Source organism: Streptomyces sp. NPDC033136, assembly GCF_055578235.1.
In genome coordinates this window covers 151,376-169,362 of record NZ_JBVIPD010000007.1, presented here as the reverse complement: position 1 = coordinate 169,362, position 17,987 = coordinate 151,376, and the positions used below count along the sequence as shown (strand labels likewise).

Sequence of the window (17,987 nt, the reverse complement as noted above, 5' to 3'; positions counted from 1 at the left end):
TCAGTCACGCCCCTCGGCGGCGGCCCGCTGCCAGGCCCCCTCCCGCAGCAACCGCAGGCCGTTCAGACCGACCAGGACCGTGGAGCCCTCGTGGCCCGCGACGCCCAGCGGCAGCGGCAGGTCACCTGCCAGGTCCCAGACGACGAGGCCGGCGATGAACACCCCGGCGATGACGAGGTTCTGCACGACCAGCCGGCGGGCACGGCGGGAGAGGGCGACGGTGGTGGGGACCGCGGCGAGTTCGTCGCGCACGATCACCACGTCGGCGGTCTCCAGGGCGAGGTCGGAGCCCGCCCGGCCCATGGCGACCCCAGTGTGGGCGGCGGCCAGGGCGGGGGCGTCGTTGACGCCGTCCCCGACGACCAGCACCTTGCGGCCCGCGCCCGCCATCTCCTGGACGGCGGCCAGCTTGTCCTGTGGCAGCAGTCCGGCGCGCACGTCGTCGATGCCGGTCTCGGCCGCGAGGTGCGCGGCGGCGCGGGCGTTGTCGCCGGTGAGGAGCACCGGGGCGGTGCCGGTGAGCCCGGCGAGGGAGGCGACCGTGGCGGCGGCGTCGGGGCGCGGCCGGTCGGCGATGCCGAGCAGTCCGGCGGGGGCGCCGTCGACGACGACCAGGACGGCGGTGCGGCCGGACTCCTCCAGTTCCGCGGCCGTCTCCACGGCGTCGTCCACCAGCCGGGCCGGGGCGCCCACCGCGACCGTACGGCCGCCCACGACGGCGGTCACTCCCACGCCGGGCGAGGAGGTGAAGTCCTCAGCGTCGGGAAGGTCCAGTCCGCGTTCGCGCGCCGCGTCGACGACCGCGCGGGCCAGCGGATGTTCGCTGGGCCGCTCGGCGGCTGCCGCCAGTGCCAGCAACCCGGCTTCGTCCAGGCCGGATCCGGGCAGCGGCCGGACGTCGGTGACCCGCGGGCTTCCCTCGGTCAGCGTGCCGGTCTTGTCCAGCGCGACCGCGTCGATCTGCCCCAGCCGCTCCATCACCACGGCCGACTTCACCAGCACGCCGTGCCGTCCGGCGTTGGCGATGGCCGACAGCAGGGGCGGCATGGTGGCCAGCACGACCGCGCACGGGGAGGCCACGATCATGAACGTCATGGCGCGCAGCAGCGCCTCGGTGAGCTGTTCGCCGAAGGCCAGCGGCACCAGGAAGACGGCCAGGGTCGCGGCCACCATGCCCAGCGAGTAGCGCTGTTCGACCTTCTCGATGAACAGCTGCGTGGGCGCCTTGGTCTCGGACGCCTCCTGCACCATACGGACGATCCGGGCGATCACCGAGTCGGACGCGTCGCGTTCGACCCGGACCCGCAGGGCGCCGGTGCCGTTGAGGGTGCCCGCGAAGACCTCGTCGCCCCGCTCCTTGGCCACGGGGAGCGGCTCGCCGGTGATGGTCGCCTGGTCGACCTCGCTCGCCCCGTGCAGCACCCGGCCGTCGGCGCCGACGCGCTCGCCGGGGCGGACGAGGACGGTGTCCCCGACGGCCAGCTCCTCGACCGGCACCACCTGTTCGCCGCCGTCCGGGGTCAGCCGGGTGGCGGTGGCGGGGGCGAGGTCGAGCAGGCCGCGGACGGAGTCGGCGGTGCGGGCCGTCGCCAGGGCCTCCAGGGCGCCCGAGGTGGCGAAGATGACGATGAGCAGCGCGCCGTCCATGACCTGCCCGATGGAGGCCGCGCCCAAGGCGGCGACGACCATCAGCAGGTCGACGTCCAGGGTGCGGTCCTTCAGCGCCTTGAGCCCTTCCCAGCCAGGCTCCCAGCCGCCGGTGACGTACGACAGGGCGTACAGCGGGCCCCAGGCCCAGGCGGGAGCGCCGGTGAGCTGGAGGGGCAGCGCGAGCAGGAAGAAGGCGGTGGCCGCCGTGGCCCAGCGCGCCTCGGGAAGCGCGAGGACACGGGTACGCCGCCGGGGCACGGCCCCGGTGCGTGCGGGCTCCGCCCGCTCGACCGGCCGCGGCGTGAGGGTGGAGGTCATCAGGGGTCCTTAGGGCGGGGACGCGTGCGTGGCCCCCACACCATACAGGAACACATGAAGACTGATTCATGTCTTCATCCCCCGGCGGAGAGCGCCCCGGGCGGGGAACGACAGGGCGTGGAACGACGGGACGGGGAGCGCCGGGATCAGGAGCGACGTCATCTCACCGGCACCGCGACGTACTGGTACTCCAGGAACTCGTCTTGACGCCGCCGAAGGGCGCGACCGGGTTGGAGACGAGGCCGGTGTCGAGGCCGACCATGCCCACCTCCAGACGCTCGCTGACCCGCAGGCCGCGGTCCAGCCCCTGGGTGAAGACGTAGCCGACGAGACCCCAGGGGGTGTCGTCGGCGCGGCGCAGCACCTCGTCCTCGCCGTCGAAGGTGAGGATCGCGGCGACCGGGCCGAAGACAGTACCTCGGTCATCTCGTCTCTCCTGGTGGCGTACGGGTCCGACGGGCCGGGACCGGTGTCCACCCGCCGACCGGGCGCGCCCTCGGTGCTGCGGGCCGTGCGACCCGCCGGGTCGCGGGGGGCGGTGGTCGGCCCGACGCTGCCGACGTGCCGGCCTCGACGGCGTTCGCCCAGGCCCGGAGGCCCTCGTCCACGCCCGTCTCGTCGATGATGAGCGCCCCGGAGGAACTCGCGGACGGCAGTCTGCCGGCCCCCTGAGGACCGGCCCCAGGCTCCGGGCCGCAGACCCCCTCGACCGAGGGATCAGGTGTCGAAGTCCACCGTCAGCGCGTCGGACACCGGGAACGACTGGCAGGTGAGGACGTAGCCCGCGTCGACCTCGGACGGTTCGAGGGCGAAGTTGCGGCGCATGTCCGCCGTGCCTTCGGTGACCAGGGCCCGGCAGGTGCCGCAGACGCCGCCCTTGCAGGCGAAGGGCAGGTCGGGGCGGGTCTGCTGGGCGCCTTCGAGGATGCTGCGCTCCCGGGACAGCGCGGAGGTCGTGGAGCGGCCGTCCAGGGTGATGGTGACCTGGCTGACCGGGCCGGACGGGCCGGCCTCGGGGTGGTGGACCTCGTGTACGGGCTCGTCGTCGGCGTAGAAGAGCTCCTGGTGGACGCGGGCGCCGGGCACGCCGAGGCCGGACAGGACCTGCTGGGCGGAGCGGACCATGCCGTGCGGGCCGCACAGCCACCAGTGGTCGGCGGACGGCACGTCGACCAGTGCGCCGACGAGTGCCGAGAGCCGCTCGGCGTCGAGGCGGCCGGACAGCACCTCGGCCTCGCGGGGCTCCCGGGAGAGGACGTGGGCGAGCTGGAAGCGCGTCGGGTAGATGTCCTTCAGGTCGGCGAGCTCGTCGGCGAACATCACGGTGCCGGTGCGGCGGTTGCCGTAGAGGAGGGTGACCTCCGAGCGGGAGTCGGCGGCCAGGACGGACTCGGCGATGGAGACCATCGGCGTGATGCCGGAGCCGGCCGCGATGAGGACGTGGTGGCCGGGAGTGGTGAGGTCGGGGGTGAAGGCGCCGGTGGGGGCCATCACCTCGACCGTGTCGCCGGGGCGCACATCGTGCACCAGCCAGGAGGAGAACAGGCCGCCCGGCACGACCCGGACGCCGATGCGCGGCGCCGTGCCGGCCGGTGAGCAGATCGAGTACGAGCGGCGTTCGTCCCGGCCGTCGACCTCGCGCCGCAGGGTGAGCGACTGGCCGGGCGCGAAGGCGAACTCCTCGGCCAGTTCGGCCGGGATGTCGAAGGCCACTGCCACGGCGTCCTCGCACAGCGGCTGCACGGCGGCGATCCGCAGGGGGTGGAAGACCGGACGTCGGCGGGCACGCGCGCGTGCCGCCGGGGCGGGGGCCGGCTCCATCAGGTCCTCCATCAGATCTCCTTGACGTACTCGAACGGCTCGCGGCAGGCGAGGCAGCGCCACAGGGCCTTGCAGGACGTGGCGGCGAAGCGGGAGGTCTCCTCGGTGTCCGCGCTGCCGCAGCGGGGGCAGGACACGCGGCGGCGGGTCGGCTCGAGCACGAGCGGCACCGGGCCGGTGGCGCGCGCGGGCGCGGCCCCGGGCGGGGCGATGCCGTGCTCGGCGAGCTTGCGGCGGCCGGCCGGGGTGATCCAGTCACTGGTCCAGGGCGGGTCGAGGACGGTGCGGATCTCCACACGCGCGTACCCCGCCTCGCGCAGCCGGGCGGCCACGCCGGCGCGCATCTCCGCCATGGCCGGGCAGCCCGAGTAGGTCGGGGTGAGGCTCGCGACCACCGTCCCGTCCGGGGTCAGGGACACCTCGCGCAGCACCCCGAGGTCGGCCAGCGTGAGCATGGGCAGCTCGGGGTCGGGCACCTGCTCGGCGATCCGCCGGGCGCGCCGCGCGTCCAGGAGCGTCGTCACCATGTCGCCTCCCGCGTGGGCGGTTCATGGCCGTACACCGGCTCGGCGGCGCGCCGCGCTCCTCGTACCCGCATGGATGTCGTCACCATGTCGCCTCCGGGTGGGCCCGGGCCACGCCCTGCAACTCGGCGAGCAGCGGGGCGAGATGCCCGGTGTGGTCGCCGGTGCGGCCCGAGCCGGGCAGGGGGCGGTAGACGGGCATGGGCAGCCCGGCCGCCTCGGTGACCTGGCGCAGGACGGCGACCACCTCGTCGCGGACGTCGTACGCCGTGAACAGCTCGCCCAGGTAGGGCGCCACCTGCTCCTGCGCCTTGCGCATCCGGCGGTGCGACTCCTCGGTGCCGTCGCCGAGGCGCACGGCCCATTCGGCCGCGTACTGTCGGTGGTACGCCAGCTCCTTGACTCCCTTGGCGGCGATCGCCGCGAGCACCGGGTCGCGGTGGGCCGTGAGCCGCTCGAAGTGGGCGAGGCGCCAGCTGGAGAACACCAGCAGCCGGACGACCGAGAACGCGAAATCCCCGTTGGGGAGTTCGGCCAGGCGTACGTTGCGGAAGTCGCCGGCGTCGCGGAAGTAGGCGTAGGCGTCCTCGTCGCGGCCGGTGCCGTCGACCTGGCCCGCGCGGGCGTAGAGCAGGCGGGCCTGGCCCAGCAGGTCGAGTCCGATGTTGGCCAGCGCCACCTCCTCCTCCAGCTCGGGGGCGCGGGTGGTCCACTCGGCGAGCCGCTGGGCCGAGACCAGGGCGTCGTCGGCCAGGGCGACGCAGAGGCGGGCCAGTTCACCGGCGTCGACGCCCTCGGGCACGGCGGTGTCGACGCCGTGCAGCGGGTCCTCGAAGCCGGTGCCGTAGGCCCAGCGGGTGTCGTCCTCGTGTCCCTCGGCGAGGGTCATGTAGACGTGGTCGTCACTCATGCCCTCTCCTTCAGATGTGCGGGACGTCGTCGGGGATGTCGTAGAAGGTCGGGTGCCGGTAGACCTTGTCGGCGCTGGGCGCGAAGAAGGGGTCCTTCTCGTCGCGGGTGGAGGCGGCGATGTGCTCGGAGCGGACGACCCAGATCGAGACGCCCTCGTTGCGGCGGGTGTAGAGGTCGCGGGCGTGGGTGAGCGCCATGCGGTCGTCGGCGGCGTGCAGCGAGCCCACGTGGACGTGGTTCAGGCCGCGTTTGCCCCGTACGAACACCTCGTACAGCGGCCAGTCCTGCTTGCCGGCGGTCATGCCACCGCTCCCTTCCGCTCGCGGGACGCCTGCTTGGCCGCGTGGGCGGTGGCCGCCTCGCGCACCCAGGCGCCCTCCTCGTGGGCCGTGCGGCGCCGCGTCATCCGCTGGGCGTTGCACGGGCCGTCGCCCTTGATGACCCGCATCAGCTCGTCCCAGTCGGGGGTTCCGAAGTCGTGACGGCCCCGCTCCTCGTTCCAGCGCAGCTCCGGATCCGGGAGCGTCACGCCGAGCTTCCCGGCCTGCGGGACGGTCATGTCGACGAAACGCTGGCGCAGTTCGTCGTTGCTGTGCCGCTTGATCTTCCAGGCCATGGACCGCGCGGAGTTGGGCGAGGCGTCGTCGGGCGGGCCGAACATCATCAGCGACGGCCACCACCAGCGGTTCACGGCGTCCTGCACCATCTCGCGCTGCGCCGGGGTGCCGCGCATCATCGTCATCAGCAGCTCGTAGCCCTGCCGCTGGTGGAACGACTCCTCCTTGCAGATCCGCACCATGGCGCGCGCGTACGGCCCGTACGACGAGCGGCACAGCGGCACCTGGTTGCAGATCGCGGCGCCGTCCACGAACCAGCCGATCACCCCGACGTCCGCGAAGCTCACCGTCGGGTAGTTGAAGATCGACGAGTACTTCTGGCGGCCCTCGATCAGCCGGTCGGTCAGATCGGCGCGGTCGGCGCCCAGCGTCTCGGCCGCCGAGTACAGGTACAGCCCGTGCCCGGCCTCGTCCTGGACCTTCGCGAAGAGGATGGCCTTGCGGCGCAGCGAGGGGGCGCGGGTGATCCACTCGCCCTCCGGCTGCATGCCGATGATCTCCGAGTGCGCGTGCTGCGCGATCTGCCGGACCAGTGTCTTCCGGTAGTCCTCGGGCATCCAGTCGCGCGGTTCGATCCGCTGGTCCCGCGCGATCGTCGCGTCGAAGTGCTGCTGGAGAACCGGCTCGCCGCCGTCCGCCCCCGGGGGGCTGGAGTGTGTCGTGTCCATCCGTCCCACTTCCCAACCGACCATTCGTTCGGTCCATGGTATGACAAGCCGGCACGCCGCGGTAGCCCCCGGCCTGACCGAGGAGGCCCTGCCGGTCGTCCGCTACCGCACCCGCGACCTGACCCGGCTGCCGCCCGGCACGGCCCGGCCCGCATCGGCATCTCCGCCGACGTGACGGTCGTCGAACCGGAGCCCCTGGAGCGCTCCGTGGGCAAGATCCGCAGGGTCAGGGACCTGTGCGAGGCGTGGTCCGGGCCGGCCGCGGCGGCTCTCATGAGCAGTACTTCGCCTCGGGCGTCCGAGCGGGAGCGGCGGGGCCGGGACCGCCCGCCTCGAAAGCCCGCGCCCGGTCCGCGGCCGGCTTGCGGATCAGGAGCAGGGCCGCGTCGTCGTGCAGCCGGCCGCCCACGTGGGCGAGCAGTTCGTCGTGCAGGGTGTCGAGGGTGCGGCCAGGCTCGCGGGAGACGTGGCGCTCCAGCCGTTCGGCGAGCGGGTAGAAGGCCCGCCCGCCGTCGCGGGCCTCGGTGACCCCGTCGGTGTAGAGCAGCAGCTGGTCGCCGTCGGCGAAGGGCAGCGTCTGCAGCCCGGGCGGGTGACCCGCGAGGGCGCGCAGTCCGAGCGGCGGGGCCGGATGCGGGGGTTCCACCGCGGTGACGGTCCCGGAGGCGCGCACCAGCAGCGGGGGTGCGTGCCCGCAGTTCACGACCTCCAGGTGCCCGGGCCGCGGGTATCCGGCGACCACGGCGGTGACGAAGTCGTCGTGCCCGAGGTTACGGGCGAGGCTCCGCTCGATCCGCTCGACCACGGCGAGGAGATCGGGCTCGTCGTGGGCGGCTTCCCGGAAGACACCGAGCACCAGCGCCGCGGTCCCCACGGCGGGCAGCCCCTTGCCGCGCACGTCGCCGACGATCAGCCGGACCCCGTGCCGGGTGGGGATCAGTGCGTACAGGTCCCCGCCGATCCGGGCCTCGGCCGCCGCCGCGCTGTAGCGGACGGCCACCTGGAACGGCCCCACGACCGCCGGTACGGGCCTGAGCAGCGCGTGCTGGGCGGTCTCCGCGACCGAGCGGACGGCGGCGAGCACCCGTTCCCTTCGCCCGCGCAGGACGCTGGCCAGGCCACTCGCGAGGGTGACCGTCGCCAGGGCCGCCAGCACGGCGGTCAGCTCCCCTCCCGGCATCCCGTCCCGGACCCCGAGTACGGCGCCGAGCACCGCGGTGAGGAAGCCGACCCAGAAGACACCGCGCGGCCCGTTGGTCGTGGCCGCCAGGGCGGGACCTGCCACAAGCAGGGGCAGCCAGATCATCCCGGCTCCGTCGGCGAGGTCGGCGAGCACGACGACGCAGACGACCAGCAGGGGCAGGACGGGCGTACCGGCGGCCAGCTGCGCGAGGGCGCGTCTGCGGGCCGGCGTCCTGGAACCGGCCGCGCGGCTGCCGGGCGGCCGTACCGGCCGGTGGCCGTCACCAAGGTCTCGCTGGCTCATGTTCTCGTCGACGTCCTCACCTGTGAGCGGGGGCGCGATGCTCGGGGCACTCCCACGTAATGTCCGTTTCATCCAGAGAACGGGGTGAGCCGGGGCACGGGCAAGGAGAGGATTTTCAGATAGTGAGCGAGAGGCCCCTCGTCACACGGCTCGCGGTCGGGAGCAGTCGCTCCCGGATCTCCCGCAGCCTGGGGAGCCGGTTCGCCGGCAGGGAGACACCGAGGGAGCCGAGCGTGTCGCCGCTGTAGACCGGGACGGCCACGCAGACCGTGCCGAGGGAGTACTCCTCCAGGTCCGTGACGGCCGGGGCCATGGGTGAGGTGTCCAGCCGCCGGAGCAGCTCCGGCCGGCTGGTGATGGTCCGCGGGGTGAGGTCGGCGAGGTGGTGGCGGGAGAGGTACTCCTGACGGGCCTCCTCGCCCATTTCCCGCAGCACGGACTTGCCCAGCGCGGTGGCGTGCCCCGCGTCCTCGAAGCCCACCCAGAGATCGACGCGAGGCGTTCCGGGGCCGTCGACGATCTCGGCGACCCGGATCTCGCCCTCCTCGTAGAAGGTGAGGTACGCGGCGGTCGCGAGCTCGTCCCGGAGCGCGGCGAGGGTGGGCCGCACGCGGTTGAGGAGGGCCTGCGCCCGCCCCGCGGACTGCAGGGTCTGGAGCTTGTCACCGAGGACGAAGACGCCCTCGTCCAGCTTTCGCACGTACCCGTCGTGCGTCAGGGTCCGCAGCAGGTGGTAGGCGGTGGCCAGGGGCAGCCCCGTCTCGCGCGCCAGCTGCTTGGCCGGCGCGCCGTTCTCGTGCGCGCTCACCGCCTCCAGCAGCCGCATGGCCCGCTGGACAGAGCTGATGAGCGTAGGGCCGTCTCGCGCACCCATGGGAACAGCGTGCGCCAGGCGTGCGGCTGCGGGCAAGGTCCCGGGGCGGCCCCTCCGGCCCGGGCGCCCGTCGCTCGACGCCTCGACTCACGTCACCGGTGTCTCCCCGTGCCGGATGGCCTCGCGCACCCCGCGTTCCACAGCCGTCCGGGTCGGTGACCGGTCCGGTACACCGTCTCGGCGGAGTCCGCGTGGTGGCCGCCCTCGGCGTGCGGCGGTGATCACCGCAGGACCGTGACGTCGCATACGTTCGCGAACAACGCCCCTACCGGCCGTAAGCGGCAGAGAGGGGCGAAACGCCGCCGTGGTCCTTCTCGGCCCTCCCCCGACCGGCGAACATGCCGTGTCATGGACATCTTGCTCGTCGCCAGCGCGTTCAACAGCCTGTCCCAGCGTGTGTACGCCGAACTCTCGGACGAAGGGCACCGGGTGGACGTCGTGCTCGCCTCCCACGGCGCCGACGCGGTCCGGGCCGCCGTACAGGAGGTCCACCCGGAACTGATCGTCGCGCCGATGCTGAAGTCGGCCCTGCCGGAGGACGTGTGGCGGGAGTACACCTGCCTGATCGTGCACCCGGGGCCGCCCGGTGACCGGGGCCCGTCGTCGCTGGACTGGGCGATCGCCGAGGAGGCGTCCGAGTGGGGTGTGACGGTGCTCCAGGCGGAGGCGGCGATGGACGCGGGTGACATCTGGGCCGACGGGCCGTTTGCGGTGCCGCCGGCCGGCAAGAGCGACGTGTACCGCAACGAGGTGGCCGATGCCGCCACGGCCGCCGTGCTGCTGGCCGTGCGGCGCTACGCCGACGGGGCGTTCAAGCCGCGGCCGCAGAGCGACCCGGAGGTCCGCGTCATGTGGCGGGACTTCTTCCGCCAGGAGCAGAGGCGGATCGACTGGGAGAACGACGACACGGAAACGGTCCTGCGTAAGCTCCGCGGGGCCGACTCGCAGCCGGGGGTCCTGGACGAGATCTGCGGCCGGGAGGTGTTCCTGCACGGCGGGCATCCCGAGGACCGGCTGCGCGGGCGGCCCGGGGAACTGCTCGCGACCCGGTCCGGCGCGCTCTGCCGGGCCACACGGGACGGGGCGGTGTGGATTCCGGAGCTGCGCCCGCGCAAGAACTCCGGCGATCCGTCACCGTTCCGCCGCCCGGCCGCCTCGGTTCTCGCCGGCTTCCCGGCGCCACCCGGCAGCGGCCCGGGCATGCAGGGTTCGAGCGACCGCCCGTACTGGCTGCCGGAGATCGCGGTCGCGCTCGAACTGCCCGCGGAGCGCACCACCTGGACCGACATCCGCTACCGGCAGCGGGGGGACATCGGCTTCCTGTCCTTCTCGTTCCCGGGCGGGGCGATGAGCACCGTCCACTGCCGCAGGCTGCTCGCCGCGTACCGGTACGCGCTCACCCGGCGCACCTCGGTGCTGGTGCTCGGCGGTGCCCGCGACTTCTTCTCCAACGGCATCCACCTCAACGTCATCGAGGCGTCGAGCGACCCGGCGGGCGAGTCCTGGTCCAACCTCGTCGCCATGGACGACCTGGTCGAGGCCGTGCTGCGAACGACCGACCGGGTGGTGGTGGCGGCCCTCGGCGGCAACGCGGCGGCCGGCGGTGTCATGCTCGCCCTGGCCGCCGACGAGGTCTGGTGCCGCACGGGCAGCGTCCTCAACCCGCACTACCGGAAGATGGGCCTGTACGGCTCGGAGTTCTGGACGTACTCGCTGCCCCGCCGCGTGGGAGCCGAGACGGCCGAGCGGCTGACGAGCGAGGCGCTGCCGGTGAGCGCGGCGACCGCCGAGCGGATCGGGCTGGTGGACCGTCTGGTGCCGGTCCCCTCCCGGGATCTCGCCCCGGAGGTCGAGCGCCTGGCCGCCGAGGTGGCCGGCGACCCGGATCTCGCCCGCCGGATCACCGCCAAGGCCACGGCCCGGCACGCGGACGAGCTGCAGCGGCCTCTCGCCGAATACCGGCGGGCCGAACTCGCCCGCATGCGCGCCGTCTTCTTCGACCCGCAGGCTTCGTACCACGCGCTGCGGTCCGCCTTCGTCCGCAAGGTCCCGAGCGGCTCCGCCCGGCCGCTGGCCGAAGGCGGCGCGCGATGAGCGCGCGGCTGCTCGTGGCGGGCGTCGGGAACATCTTTCTCGCGGACGACGCCTTCGGCCCCGAGGTGATCCGCGCCCTGGACCGCCACCCGCTCCCGCCGCAGGTGCGGGTGAAGGACTTCGGCATCCGGGGGATGGACCTCGCGTACGCGCTGCTCGACGGCTACGACACGGCCGTCCTGGTCGACGCGGCGGTTCGGGGGCACGAGCCGGGCACCCTGTCGCTGATCGAACCGGATCCACCCGGCGGCTCCGCCGCGGCCGCTCCTCCCGAGGCGCACGGCATGGACCCGGCGAAGGTCCTCGCCCTGGCCGCCCATCTGGGCGAGGAACCGCTCCCCCGCGTCCTCGTCCTGGCCTGTGAGCCCGAGCTGCGGGCGCCCGCGGACGAGGACATCGCGCCGGGCGTCAGCGCGACGGTGCGCGAGGCGGTCGGGCGGGCCGTCGCGGCGCTGCACACCATGGTGCCGGTGCTGCTCGCCGACCCCGCGGCCACTCCCCCGTTGAGCCGCCCGGACGAATCCGCCGCCCTGTCGTCGGCCGGGCTGCCGGGCACGGTGAGCGGCGGCACGGAGGATCGGTAGCGGACCGATTTCCCTACCGACTGCGAGGGGCTGCGCGCATGTGCGATTCCGTGGACGAGGCCACTCAGGCCGTCCTGGCGAAGAACGACGGTCTGGCCGCGGGCCTGCGCGAGGAGCTGGCCCGGCGCGGGGTGAGTGTGGTGAACCTGCTGTCCAGCCCGGGCAGCGGCAAGACCGAACTGCTCGGGCGGGTGCTGGCCAGGGCGGTGGAGCGGAACCTTCCGGTGGCCGCGCTCACCGCCGACCTGGCGACCGAGAACGACGCCGACCGGCTGGCCCGTTCCGGAGCGCCGGTGAAGCAGTTGCTGACCGACGGGCTGTGCCACCTGGAGGCACGGCAGCTGCGCGGGCACGTGGAGAGCTGGCTGCCCGAGGACACCTCGCTGCTGTTCGTGGAGAACGTGGGCAACCTGGTCTGCCCGGCGTCCTACGACCTCGGCGAGCGTCTGCGGATCGTGCTCATGGCGGTGACGGAGGGCGAGGACAAGCCGCTGAAGTACCCGACGGCCTTCGGTTCCGCCCATCTGGTGGTGCTGACCAAGACCGACCTGTCCGGACCCGCCGGGTTCGACGAGACCGCCTTCGACGGCCATGTCCAGCGGGTCAACCCAGGGGTGGAGGTGCTGCGCTCCTGCGCCCGCAGCGGCGCCGGCGTCGACGCCCTGCTGGAGCGGGTGCTCGCCGTGCGGGACGGGGCCCCGGTGCACCGGCCTCCGCTGGCGCCCCGCCCGCACACCCACACCCACGAGGGCGCCGAAGCCGGCCTCGTCTCGTGACCGCGCCCCCCGCCCAGGCGGTGCGCCGCCGCGTCACCGTGCGCGGCACCGTGCAGGGCGTGGGCTTCCGCCCCTTCGTACACCGCCTGGCCACCGACCTGGCCCTCGCGGGCTTCGTCAGCAACACGGCGAACGGGGTCCTCATCGAGGTGGAGGGCCCGCCGGAGGGCGTCGCCGGGTTCTGCGACCGGCTGGCGGCTGAGGCTCCGCCGCTGGCCACCGTCACCGGCGTCGGGGTCGAGGACCTGCCCGTCACCGGCGCCGACGGCGTCTTCGGTATCCGTTCCACCGACCGCTCCCCCGGCCGCACCCTCCTCCCGCCCGACACGGCGACCTGCGCGGACTGCCTGCGGGAACTGACCGATCCGGCGGACCGCCGGCACCGGCACCCGTTCGTCACGTGCACCCACTGCGGGCCCCGCTTCACCATCGCCACGGGCATGCCGTACGACCGGGCGGTGACGACCATGGCCGGCTTCCCGATGTGTGCCGACTGCGCCCGGGAGTACGGCGATCCTCTAGACCGGCGCTTCCACGCCCAGCCCGTGGCCTGCCCGCGCTGCGGCCCCCGGCTGCGCCTGCTGCCGGCGCCGGGGAGCGAGGTCCGCCCGGCGTGTGACGCAGGTGCCCTCGCGGCGGCGCGGGCGCTGCTGGCCGCCGGGCGGGTCGTCGCCGTCAAGGGCCTCGGCGGATACCACCTGGCGTGCGACGCCACCGACGCGCGGGCCGTCGGCACCCTGCGCACGCGCAAGGCCCGCGGCGGCAAACCGTTCGCGGTGATGTGCGCGGACCTGGACACCGTACGGCGGATCGCCGAGCTGTCCGCACCCGAACAGGCCGCCCTCACCGGCCCCCGGCGCCCCATCGTCCTGCTCCGCCGGCGTGCCGGGGCGACGGGTCTCGCGCCCGGCGTGTGCCGCGGCAGCCCGCACCTCGGCGTCATGCTCCCCTACACCCCGGTGCACACGCTGCTGTTCGGCCTGCCCGGTGATCCGCCCGGTCCGCGCGTGCTGGTCATGACCAGCGGCAACCGCTCCGGGGAACCCATCGTCACGGACGACGACGAGGCGCTGACCCGCCTGGCCGGTCTCGCCGACGCCTGGCTCGCCCACGACCGGCCCATCGCCTCGCCCTGCGACGACTCCCTGCTGCGGGTGCGCCCCGACGGCACCGCACAGGTGCTGCGCCGCTCCCGGGGGTACGTGCCCCGCCCGCTGCGCCTGCCGGTCCCGGTGCGTCCGGCGCTCGCCGTGGGCGGCGACCTGAAGAACGCTTTGTGTCTCGGCGAGGGTGACCAGGCCTGGTTCGGCCCGCACATCGGCGACATGGGCGATCTGGCCACGCTGGAGGCGGCCCGGCGGGCAGCGGCACAGATGCGGTGCCTGACCGGCGTCAGCCCCGAACTCGTCGCCGCCGACCGGCACCCCGGGTACCACTCGGCGCGCTGGGCCGCCCGGCTGACCGGGCACGCCCCCGCACTCGTCCAGCACCACCACGCACACCTCGCCTCGGCGATGGCCGAACACGGCCTGGAGGGCACCACCCCCGTGATCGGGGTCGCCTTCGACGGCACGGGCTACGGCGACGACGGCACGGTCTGGGGCGGCGAGATCCTGCTCGCCGACTACCGCGGTTTCCGGCGCTACGCCCACCTCGCCCCCGCCCCGCTGCCCGGCGGCGACGCGGGAGTGGCCAACCCGTGCCGTCTGGCCCTGGCCCGGCTGTGGGCCGCGGGCCTGCCGTGGGACGCCGACCTGCCTTGCGTGGCCGCCTGCACGTCCGAGGAACTAACGGTTCTGGAGCGGCAGTTGCCGAGCGGGCTGGCCTGTGTGGCGACCTCCAGCATGGGCCGTCTCTTCGACGCCGTGTCGTCCCTGGCGGGTGTGTGCCATCGCGCGGGCTACGAGGCCCAGGCCGCCCTGGAGCTGGAGGCGGCGGCCGCTTCGGCGTGGGACGCCGACGGCTCGGCGTACGCCTTCGCCGGTGATCTGGACCCGGCACCCGTGCTGGCCGCGCTGGCAGCCGATCTGCGGCGCGGCACCCCGGCCCCCGTGCTCGCCGCCCGCTTCCACCGTGCGGTGGCGCGGGCCGTCGCGGGGATCTGCCGGCGGGCGCGCCAGGACACCGGCCTGGCCACCGTCGCCCTCAGCGGCGGGGTCTTCGCCAACGCGCTGCTGGAGGAGGAGTGCGTACGGCTGCTGGCCTCAGACGGCTTCGCGGTGCTACGCCACGGCGAAGTCCCGCCGAACGACGGCGGGCTGGCCCTCGGCCAGCTGGTGGTCGCGGCGCACCTACGACAGGAGGAGTGACCCATGTGTTTGGCAGTGCCCGGCAAGGTCGTGGCCATCGACGACAGCGCGGATCCGCTCACCGGGCTGATCGACTTCGGCGGCGTGCAGAAACAGGCGTGCCTGGCGTACGTGCCCGAGGTGCGGGTGGGTGAGTACGTCATCGTGCACGTCGGCTTCGCGCTGCAGCGCCTCGACGAGGAGTCCGCCCTGGCCTCGCTGAAGCTGTTCGAGGAACTGGGGCTGCTGGAGGAGGAGTTCGGCGACGCCTGGGAGCAGGCGGCGAAGGAGGCGGGAACGGCGTGAAGTACATCGACGAGTTCAACGACCCCGATCTGGCCCGGCGGCTGCTGGACGAGATCCGTGCCACCGCGACCCGGCCGTGGGCCCTGATGGAGGTGTGCGGCGGGCAGACCCACTCGATCATCCGGCACGGCATCGACCAACTGCTTCCCGAGCAGGTGGAGCTGATCCACGGCCCCGGCTGCCCCGTGTGTGTCACGCCGCTGGAGGTCATCGACAAGGCGCTGGAGATCGCCGCACGGCCCGGGGTGATCTTCTGCTCCTTCGGCGACATGCTGCGCGTGCCGGGCACCGACCGCGACCTGTTCCGGGTCAAGGGCGAGGGCGGCGACGTCCGCGTGGTGTACTCGCCGCTCGACGCCCTGGAGCTGGCCCGCCGCCACCCGGACCGGGAGGTGGTGTTCTTCGCGATCGGCTTCGAGACCACGGCCCCGGCCAACGCGATGGCCGTGCACCAGGCGAGGCGCCTCGGCCTGACCAACTTCAGCCTGCTGGTGTCGCATGTGCGGGTGCCCCCGGCCATCGAGGCGATCATGACGGCGCCCGAGTGCCGCGTGCAGGGCTTCCTGGCCGCCGGGCACGTGTGCAGCGTGATGGGCATGGCGGAGTACCCGCAGCTGGCCGAGCGGTTCGGTGTGCCGATGGTGGTGACCGGGTTCGAGCCGCTGGACATCCTGGAGGGCATCCGCCGGGCGGTCCGCCAGCTGGAGCACGGTGAGCACCGGGTGGAGAACGCCTACCCCCGTGCCGTGCGCGAGGACGGCAACCCGGCCGCGATGCGCATGATCGAGGAGGTGTTCGAGGTGACCGACCGGTCCTGGCGGGGCATCGGGCGGATCCCGGCCAGCGGCTGGAAACTGACCGACGCCTTCCGCCCGTACGACGCCGAGCACCGCTTCGACGTCAGCGGGATCCGTACCGAGGAGCCGGCCGAGTGCCGCAGCGGTGAGGTGCTCCAGGGGCTGATCAAGCCGACCGAGTGCGCCGCGTTCGGCACCACCTGCACCCCGCGCACCCCGCTCGGCGCCACCATGGTCTCCAGCGAGGGCGCCTGCGCGGCCTACTACCTGTACCGCCGCATGAACGCCCCGGCGCCGCAGGCCGGCGGGGCCGCACAGGAGGAGGTGGCTCCCGTTGGCTGAGCAGCTCGCCGATGTGGTCGACCCTGCCAACTGGGCCTGCCCCGCCCCGCTGCGCGACCAGGGTGTCGTGGTGATGGGCCACGGCGGGGGCGGGGCGCTGTCGGCGGAGCTGATGGAGCAGATCTTCACTCCCGCCTACGGCAACGCCACCCTGGCCGGTCTCGCCGACTCGGCCGTCCTCGAACTGGGCGGCGCGCGGCTCGCCTTCTCCACCGACTCCTACGTCGTGCGGCCGCTGTTCTTCCCCGGCGGCAGCCTGGGCGACCTCGCGGTCAACGGCACGGTCAACGACCTGGCGATGAGCGGTGCGCGGCCCGCGTACCTCTCCGCCGCCTTCGTGCTGGAGGAAGGCGTCGGGCTGGCGGTCGTCGAGCGGATCGCGCGCGCGATGGGTGCGGCGGCCGAGGCCGCGGGGGTCACGATCGCCACGGGTGACACCAAGGTCGTGGAGTCCGGCCACGGCGACGGCGTCTACGTCACCACCGCCGGCGTGGGGCTCGTGCCCGACGGGGTGGACATCCGGCCCCAGCGTGCGCGGCCCGGTGACGCGGTCATCGTCAGCGGGCCGATCGGGCTCCACGGGGTGGCGATCATGAGTGTCCGAGAGGGGCTGGAGTTCGGGGTGGAGGTCGCCAGCGACACCGCGCCACTGGCGGATCTGGTGGCGGCGATGCTGGCCGTCACTGCGGACATCCATGTGCTGCGCGACCCCACCCGGGGTGGTCTGGCCGCGTCCCTCAACGAGATCGCCCGTGCCTCCGGGACCGGGGTCCGGCTGCGGGAGCGGGCCGTTCCGGTGCCGGACGCGGTGGCGAACGCCTGCGGCTTCCTGGGGCTCGACCCCCTCTATGTCGCCAACGAGGGCCGGCTGGTGGCCTTCGTGCCGCAGTCACAGGCGGAGGAGGTGCTGGCCGCGATGCGGGCCCATCCGCAGGGCGCCGGGGCCACGCTGATCGGCGAGTGCGTCGCCGATCACCCCGGGATGGTGGTGGTCGCCACCGGCCTGGGCGGGACCCGGGTGGTGGATCTGCCGCTCGGGGAGCAGTTGCCGCGTATCTGCTGACCGGCGCGACAGGGCCCCGCCGTACGGGCGGGGCCCTTCGTTATGCCGTGGCCGGTGACGGCTCGATCCCGGTGATCTCCAGCTCCCGGCCGCTGCGCAGGTCGTTGGAGGGCTGGTCGCAGCGCGGGCACCAGAAGAACGGGGGCATGCCCACCGGGAACTCCTCGGCGCACGGGCCGCACCAGGCCTGCGCGGGGACCTGTTCGACCACGAGCCGTGCCCCGGCGAGGGACGTGCCGTCGCGGGCCACCTCGAAGGCGAAATCGAGGGCGTCGGGGACGACGCCCGCCAGCTCGCCGACCCGGACGGTCACCGCCGAGACGGCGCCCCTCCCGTCCGCCCGGGCCAGCTCGCCGGCCCGCTCGATGATCGCGGTCGCGATCGACAGTTCGTGCACGGCCGGCTCACGGGTAGCGGTGGCCGGAGCGGAAGCCGCCCGACATCCGCCAGATCCGCAGCTCCCGCCTCAGGCTGGGATACTCCCAGCACAACAGTGCCAGGACCGCACCGCCCACCAGGACGGCCTCGGCCTTCAGCACCCGCTGTCCGCTCATCCCGCCCCGCCTGCGCGCGACGGGTCTGCGTGCTCGTCGGACCTTCATTGCGGCGACTCCCTGTTCTCTGTTCACGGCCCTCATCCCGGCGAGATGTTCGGCATGGTCTCCGCGAGGGCGTCATGCCGCTTCCAGTGGATTCCCGTGGAGCGGCGCGCGTCGGCGGTGCCGTCCTCGTGGTGCCCGACCTGGTCGTCGTACCGGCCCTGGTTGCCCTGGTGCAGGCCGGCGACGTGGCCGGGCGTGTCGGGCCTGGCCTGGGCCCTGCCCACTCTGATGCTGCCCATGGGGTGCTCTCCTTCCTCGCCTCCGA

The 17,987-nt window shown here is 73.8% G+C and carries 19 protein-coding genes and 1 pseudogene; 8 read left to right on the top strand and 12 right to left on the bottom strand.

All coding sequences use genetic code 11. The annotated features are described in order from the left end of the window. The 7 genes and pseudogenes from ACZ5TL_RS15785 to paaA form a co-directional block, all read right to left on the bottom strand. The gene (locus ACZ5TL_RS15785) at positions 1-1,968 is read right to left on the bottom strand and encodes a heavy metal translocating P-type ATPase (protein ID WP_468590245.1); all 1,968 of its coding nucleotides are present in this window, start codon (positions 1,966-1,968) and stop codon (positions 1-3) included. A gap of 158 nt (positions 1,969-2,126) precedes the next feature. Next, positions 2,127-2,380 (bottom strand): annotated as a pseudogene (locus tag ACZ5TL_RS15780) (aldehyde dehydrogenase family protein); the annotation flags it as partial. 305 nt (positions 2,381-2,685) lie between these two features. Beyond that, positions 2,686-3,801, bottom strand: a complete 1,116-nt coding sequence (paaE, locus tag ACZ5TL_RS15775; RefSeq protein WP_468590243.1) for a 1,2-phenylacetyl-CoA epoxidase subunit PaaE — start codon at positions 3,799-3,801, stop codon at positions 2,686-2,688. After that, on the bottom strand, positions 3,801-4,316 hold the full coding sequence (gene paaD / locus ACZ5TL_RS15770; RefSeq protein ID WP_468590241.1) for a 1,2-phenylacetyl-CoA epoxidase subunit PaaD: 516 nt from the start codon (positions 4,314-4,316) through the stop codon (positions 3,801-3,803). The genes paaE and paaD overlap by 1 nt, the downstream gene beginning before the upstream one ends. Positions 4,317-4,395: 79 nt before the next feature. Beyond that, the gene (gene paaC, locus ACZ5TL_RS15765; RefSeq protein ID WP_468590240.1) at positions 4,396-5,223 is read right to left on the bottom strand and encodes a 1,2-phenylacetyl-CoA epoxidase subunit PaaC; all 828 of its coding nucleotides are present in this window, start codon (positions 5,221-5,223) and stop codon (positions 4,396-4,398) included. Between the two features lie 10 nt (positions 5,224-5,233). Then, the gene (gene paaB / locus ACZ5TL_RS15760) at positions 5,234-5,527 is read right to left on the bottom strand and encodes a 1,2-phenylacetyl-CoA epoxidase subunit PaaB (protein WP_356447577.1); all 294 of its coding nucleotides are present in this window, start codon (positions 5,525-5,527) and stop codon (positions 5,234-5,236) included. Continuing rightward, on the bottom strand, positions 5,524-6,510 hold the full coding sequence (paaA, locus tag ACZ5TL_RS15755) for a 1,2-phenylacetyl-CoA epoxidase subunit PaaA (protein ID WP_468590239.1): 987 nt from the start codon (positions 6,508-6,510) through the stop codon (positions 5,524-5,526). The genes paaB and paaA overlap by 4 nt, the downstream gene beginning before the upstream one ends. A gap of 40 nt (positions 6,511-6,550) precedes the next feature. On the opposite strand from paaA, the gene ACZ5TL_RS15750 reads away from it, so the two are divergent. Beyond that, positions 6,551-6,685, top strand: a complete 135-nt coding sequence (locus ACZ5TL_RS15750) for a hypothetical protein (protein ID WP_468590539.1) — start codon at positions 6,551-6,553, stop codon at positions 6,683-6,685. A gap of 96 nt (positions 6,686-6,781) precedes the next feature. On the opposite strand, the gene ACZ5TL_RS15745 is transcribed toward ACZ5TL_RS15750, so the two are convergent. Then, positions 6,782-7,996, bottom strand: a complete 1,215-nt coding sequence (locus ACZ5TL_RS15745) for a PP2C family protein-serine/threonine phosphatase (RefSeq protein WP_468590237.1) — start codon at positions 7,994-7,996, stop codon at positions 6,782-6,784. 115 nt (positions 7,997-8,111) lie between these two features. Continuing rightward, on the bottom strand, positions 8,112-8,870 hold the full coding sequence (locus tag ACZ5TL_RS15740; protein ID WP_468590235.1) for an IclR family transcriptional regulator: 759 nt from the start codon (positions 8,868-8,870) through the stop codon (positions 8,112-8,114). A gap of 348 nt (positions 8,871-9,218) precedes the next feature. Here ACZ5TL_RS15740 and ACZ5TL_RS15735 point away from each other — a divergent pair, with 348 nt between their 5' ends. The 7 genes from ACZ5TL_RS15735 to hypE are packed head-to-tail and all read left to right on the top strand — an operon-like array spanning position 9,219 to position 17,120. Next, positions 9,219-10,964, top strand: a complete 1,746-nt coding sequence (locus tag ACZ5TL_RS15735; protein ID WP_468590233.1) for an enoyl-CoA hydratase-related protein — start codon at positions 9,219-9,221, stop codon at positions 10,962-10,964. Then, on the top strand, positions 10,961-11,548 hold the full coding sequence (locus tag ACZ5TL_RS15730) for a hydrogenase maturation protease (RefSeq protein ID WP_468590232.1): 588 nt from the start codon (positions 10,961-10,963) through the stop codon (positions 11,546-11,548). Before ACZ5TL_RS15735 ends, ACZ5TL_RS15730 begins: the two co-directional genes overlap by 4 nt. Before the next feature lie 38 nt (positions 11,549-11,586). Further along, positions 11,587-12,324, top strand: a complete 738-nt coding sequence (gene hypB / locus ACZ5TL_RS15725; protein WP_468590230.1) for a hydrogenase nickel incorporation protein HypB — start codon at positions 11,587-11,589, stop codon at positions 12,322-12,324. Beyond that, the gene (gene hypF / locus ACZ5TL_RS15720) at positions 12,321-14,633 is read left to right on the top strand and encodes a carbamoyltransferase HypF (protein ID WP_468590229.1); all 2,313 of its coding nucleotides are present in this window, start codon (positions 12,321-12,323) and stop codon (positions 14,631-14,633) included. The genes hypB and hypF overlap by 4 nt, the downstream gene beginning before the upstream one ends. A 3-nt stretch (positions 14,634-14,636) precedes the next feature. Beyond that, entirely contained in the window at positions 14,637-14,918 is a 282-nt protein-coding gene (locus ACZ5TL_RS15715) for a HypC/HybG/HupF family hydrogenase formation chaperone (RefSeq protein WP_468590228.1), read from the top strand. Further along, a complete protein-coding gene (hypD, locus tag ACZ5TL_RS15710; protein ID WP_468590226.1) occupies positions 14,915-16,057 on the top strand; it encodes a hydrogenase formation protein HypD in 1,143 nt (380 codons plus the stop codon). Before ACZ5TL_RS15715 ends, hypD begins: the two co-directional genes overlap by 4 nt. Continuing rightward, on the top strand, positions 16,050-17,120 hold the full coding sequence (gene hypE / locus ACZ5TL_RS15705; protein ID WP_468590225.1) for a hydrogenase expression/formation protein HypE: 1,071 nt from the start codon (positions 16,050-16,052) through the stop codon (positions 17,118-17,120). The genes hypD and hypE overlap by 8 nt, the downstream gene beginning before the upstream one ends. 40 nt (positions 17,121-17,160) lie before the next feature. On the opposite strand, the gene hypA is transcribed toward hypE, so the two are convergent. From hypA to ACZ5TL_RS15690, 3 genes are all read right to left on the bottom strand, one after another. Continuing rightward, a complete protein-coding gene (hypA, locus tag ACZ5TL_RS15700) occupies positions 17,161-17,517 on the bottom strand; it encodes a hydrogenase maturation nickel metallochaperone HypA (protein WP_468590224.1) in 357 nt (118 codons plus the stop codon). Positions 17,518-17,524: 7 nt separating this feature from the next. Further along, a complete protein-coding gene (locus ACZ5TL_RS15695; RefSeq protein ID WP_468590223.1) occupies positions 17,525-17,674 on the bottom strand; it encodes a hypothetical protein in 150 nt (49 codons plus the stop codon). 80 nt (positions 17,675-17,754) lie between these two features. Then, positions 17,755-17,961 carry a hypothetical protein gene (locus ACZ5TL_RS15690; protein ID WP_468590222.1) on the bottom strand — a complete coding sequence of 69 codons (207 nt, stop codon included), beginning with the start codon at positions 17,959-17,961 and terminating at the stop codon, positions 17,755-17,757. Positions 17,962-17,987: the final 26 nt, after the last annotated feature.

What these genes read in the sequence shown, in the direction of transcription:
- ACZ5TL_RS15715 (WP_468590228.1), top strand. Translation starts at nt 14,637, where the DNA reads ATGTGTTTGGCAGTGCCCGGCAAGGTCGTGGCCATCGACGACAGCGCG.
- hypB (WP_468590230.1), top strand. Translation starts at nt 11,587, where the DNA reads ATGTGCGATTCCGTGGACGAGGCCACTCAGGCCGTCCTGGCGAAGAAC.
- ACZ5TL_RS15750 (WP_468590539.1), top strand. Translation starts at nt 6,551, where the DNA reads ATGACAAGCCGGCACGCCGCGGTAGCCCCCGGCCTGACCGAGGAGGCC.
- ACZ5TL_RS15690 (WP_468590222.1), bottom strand. Translation starts at nt 17,961, where the DNA reads ATGGGCAGCATCAGAGTGGGCAGGGCCCAGGCCAGGCCCGACACGCCC.
- ACZ5TL_RS15745 (WP_468590237.1), bottom strand. Translation starts at nt 7,996, where the DNA reads ATGAGCCAGCGAGACCTTGGTGACGGCCACCGGCCGGTACGGCCGCCC.
- paaA (WP_468590239.1), bottom strand. Translation starts at nt 6,510, where the DNA reads ATGGACACGACACACTCCAGCCCCCCGGGGGCGGACGGCGGCGAGCCG.
- paaC (WP_468590240.1), bottom strand. Translation starts at nt 5,223, where the DNA reads ATGAGTGACGACCACGTCTACATGACCCTCGCCGAGGGACACGAGGAC.
- ACZ5TL_RS15740 (WP_468590235.1), bottom strand. Translation starts at nt 8,870, where the DNA reads ATGGGTGCGCGAGACGGCCCTACGCTCATCAGCTCTGTCCAGCGGGCC.
- ACZ5TL_RS15730 (WP_468590232.1), top strand. Translation starts at nt 10,961, where the DNA reads ATGAGCGCGCGGCTGCTCGTGGCGGGCGTCGGGAACATCTTTCTCGCG.
- paaB (WP_356447577.1), bottom strand. Translation starts at nt 5,527, where the DNA reads ATGACCGCCGGCAAGCAGGACTGGCCGCTGTACGAGGTGTTCGTACGG.
- ACZ5TL_RS15785 (WP_468590245.1), bottom strand. Translation starts at nt 1,968, where the DNA reads ATGACCTCCACCCTCACGCCGCGGCCGGTCGAGCGGGCGGAGCCCGCA.
- paaD (WP_468590241.1), bottom strand. Translation starts at nt 4,316, where the DNA reads ATGGTGACGACGCTCCTGGACGCGCGGCGCGCCCGGCGGATCGCCGAG.
- ACZ5TL_RS15735 (WP_468590233.1), top strand. Translation starts at nt 9,219, where the DNA reads ATGGACATCTTGCTCGTCGCCAGCGCGTTCAACAGCCTGTCCCAGCGT.
- paaE (WP_468590243.1), bottom strand. Translation starts at nt 3,801, where the DNA reads ATGGAGGACCTGATGGAGCCGGCCCCCGCCCCGGCGGCACGCGCGCGT.
- ACZ5TL_RS15695 (WP_468590223.1), bottom strand. Translation starts at nt 17,674, where the DNA reads ATGAGCGGACAGCGGGTGCTGAAGGCCGAGGCCGTCCTGGTGGGCGGT.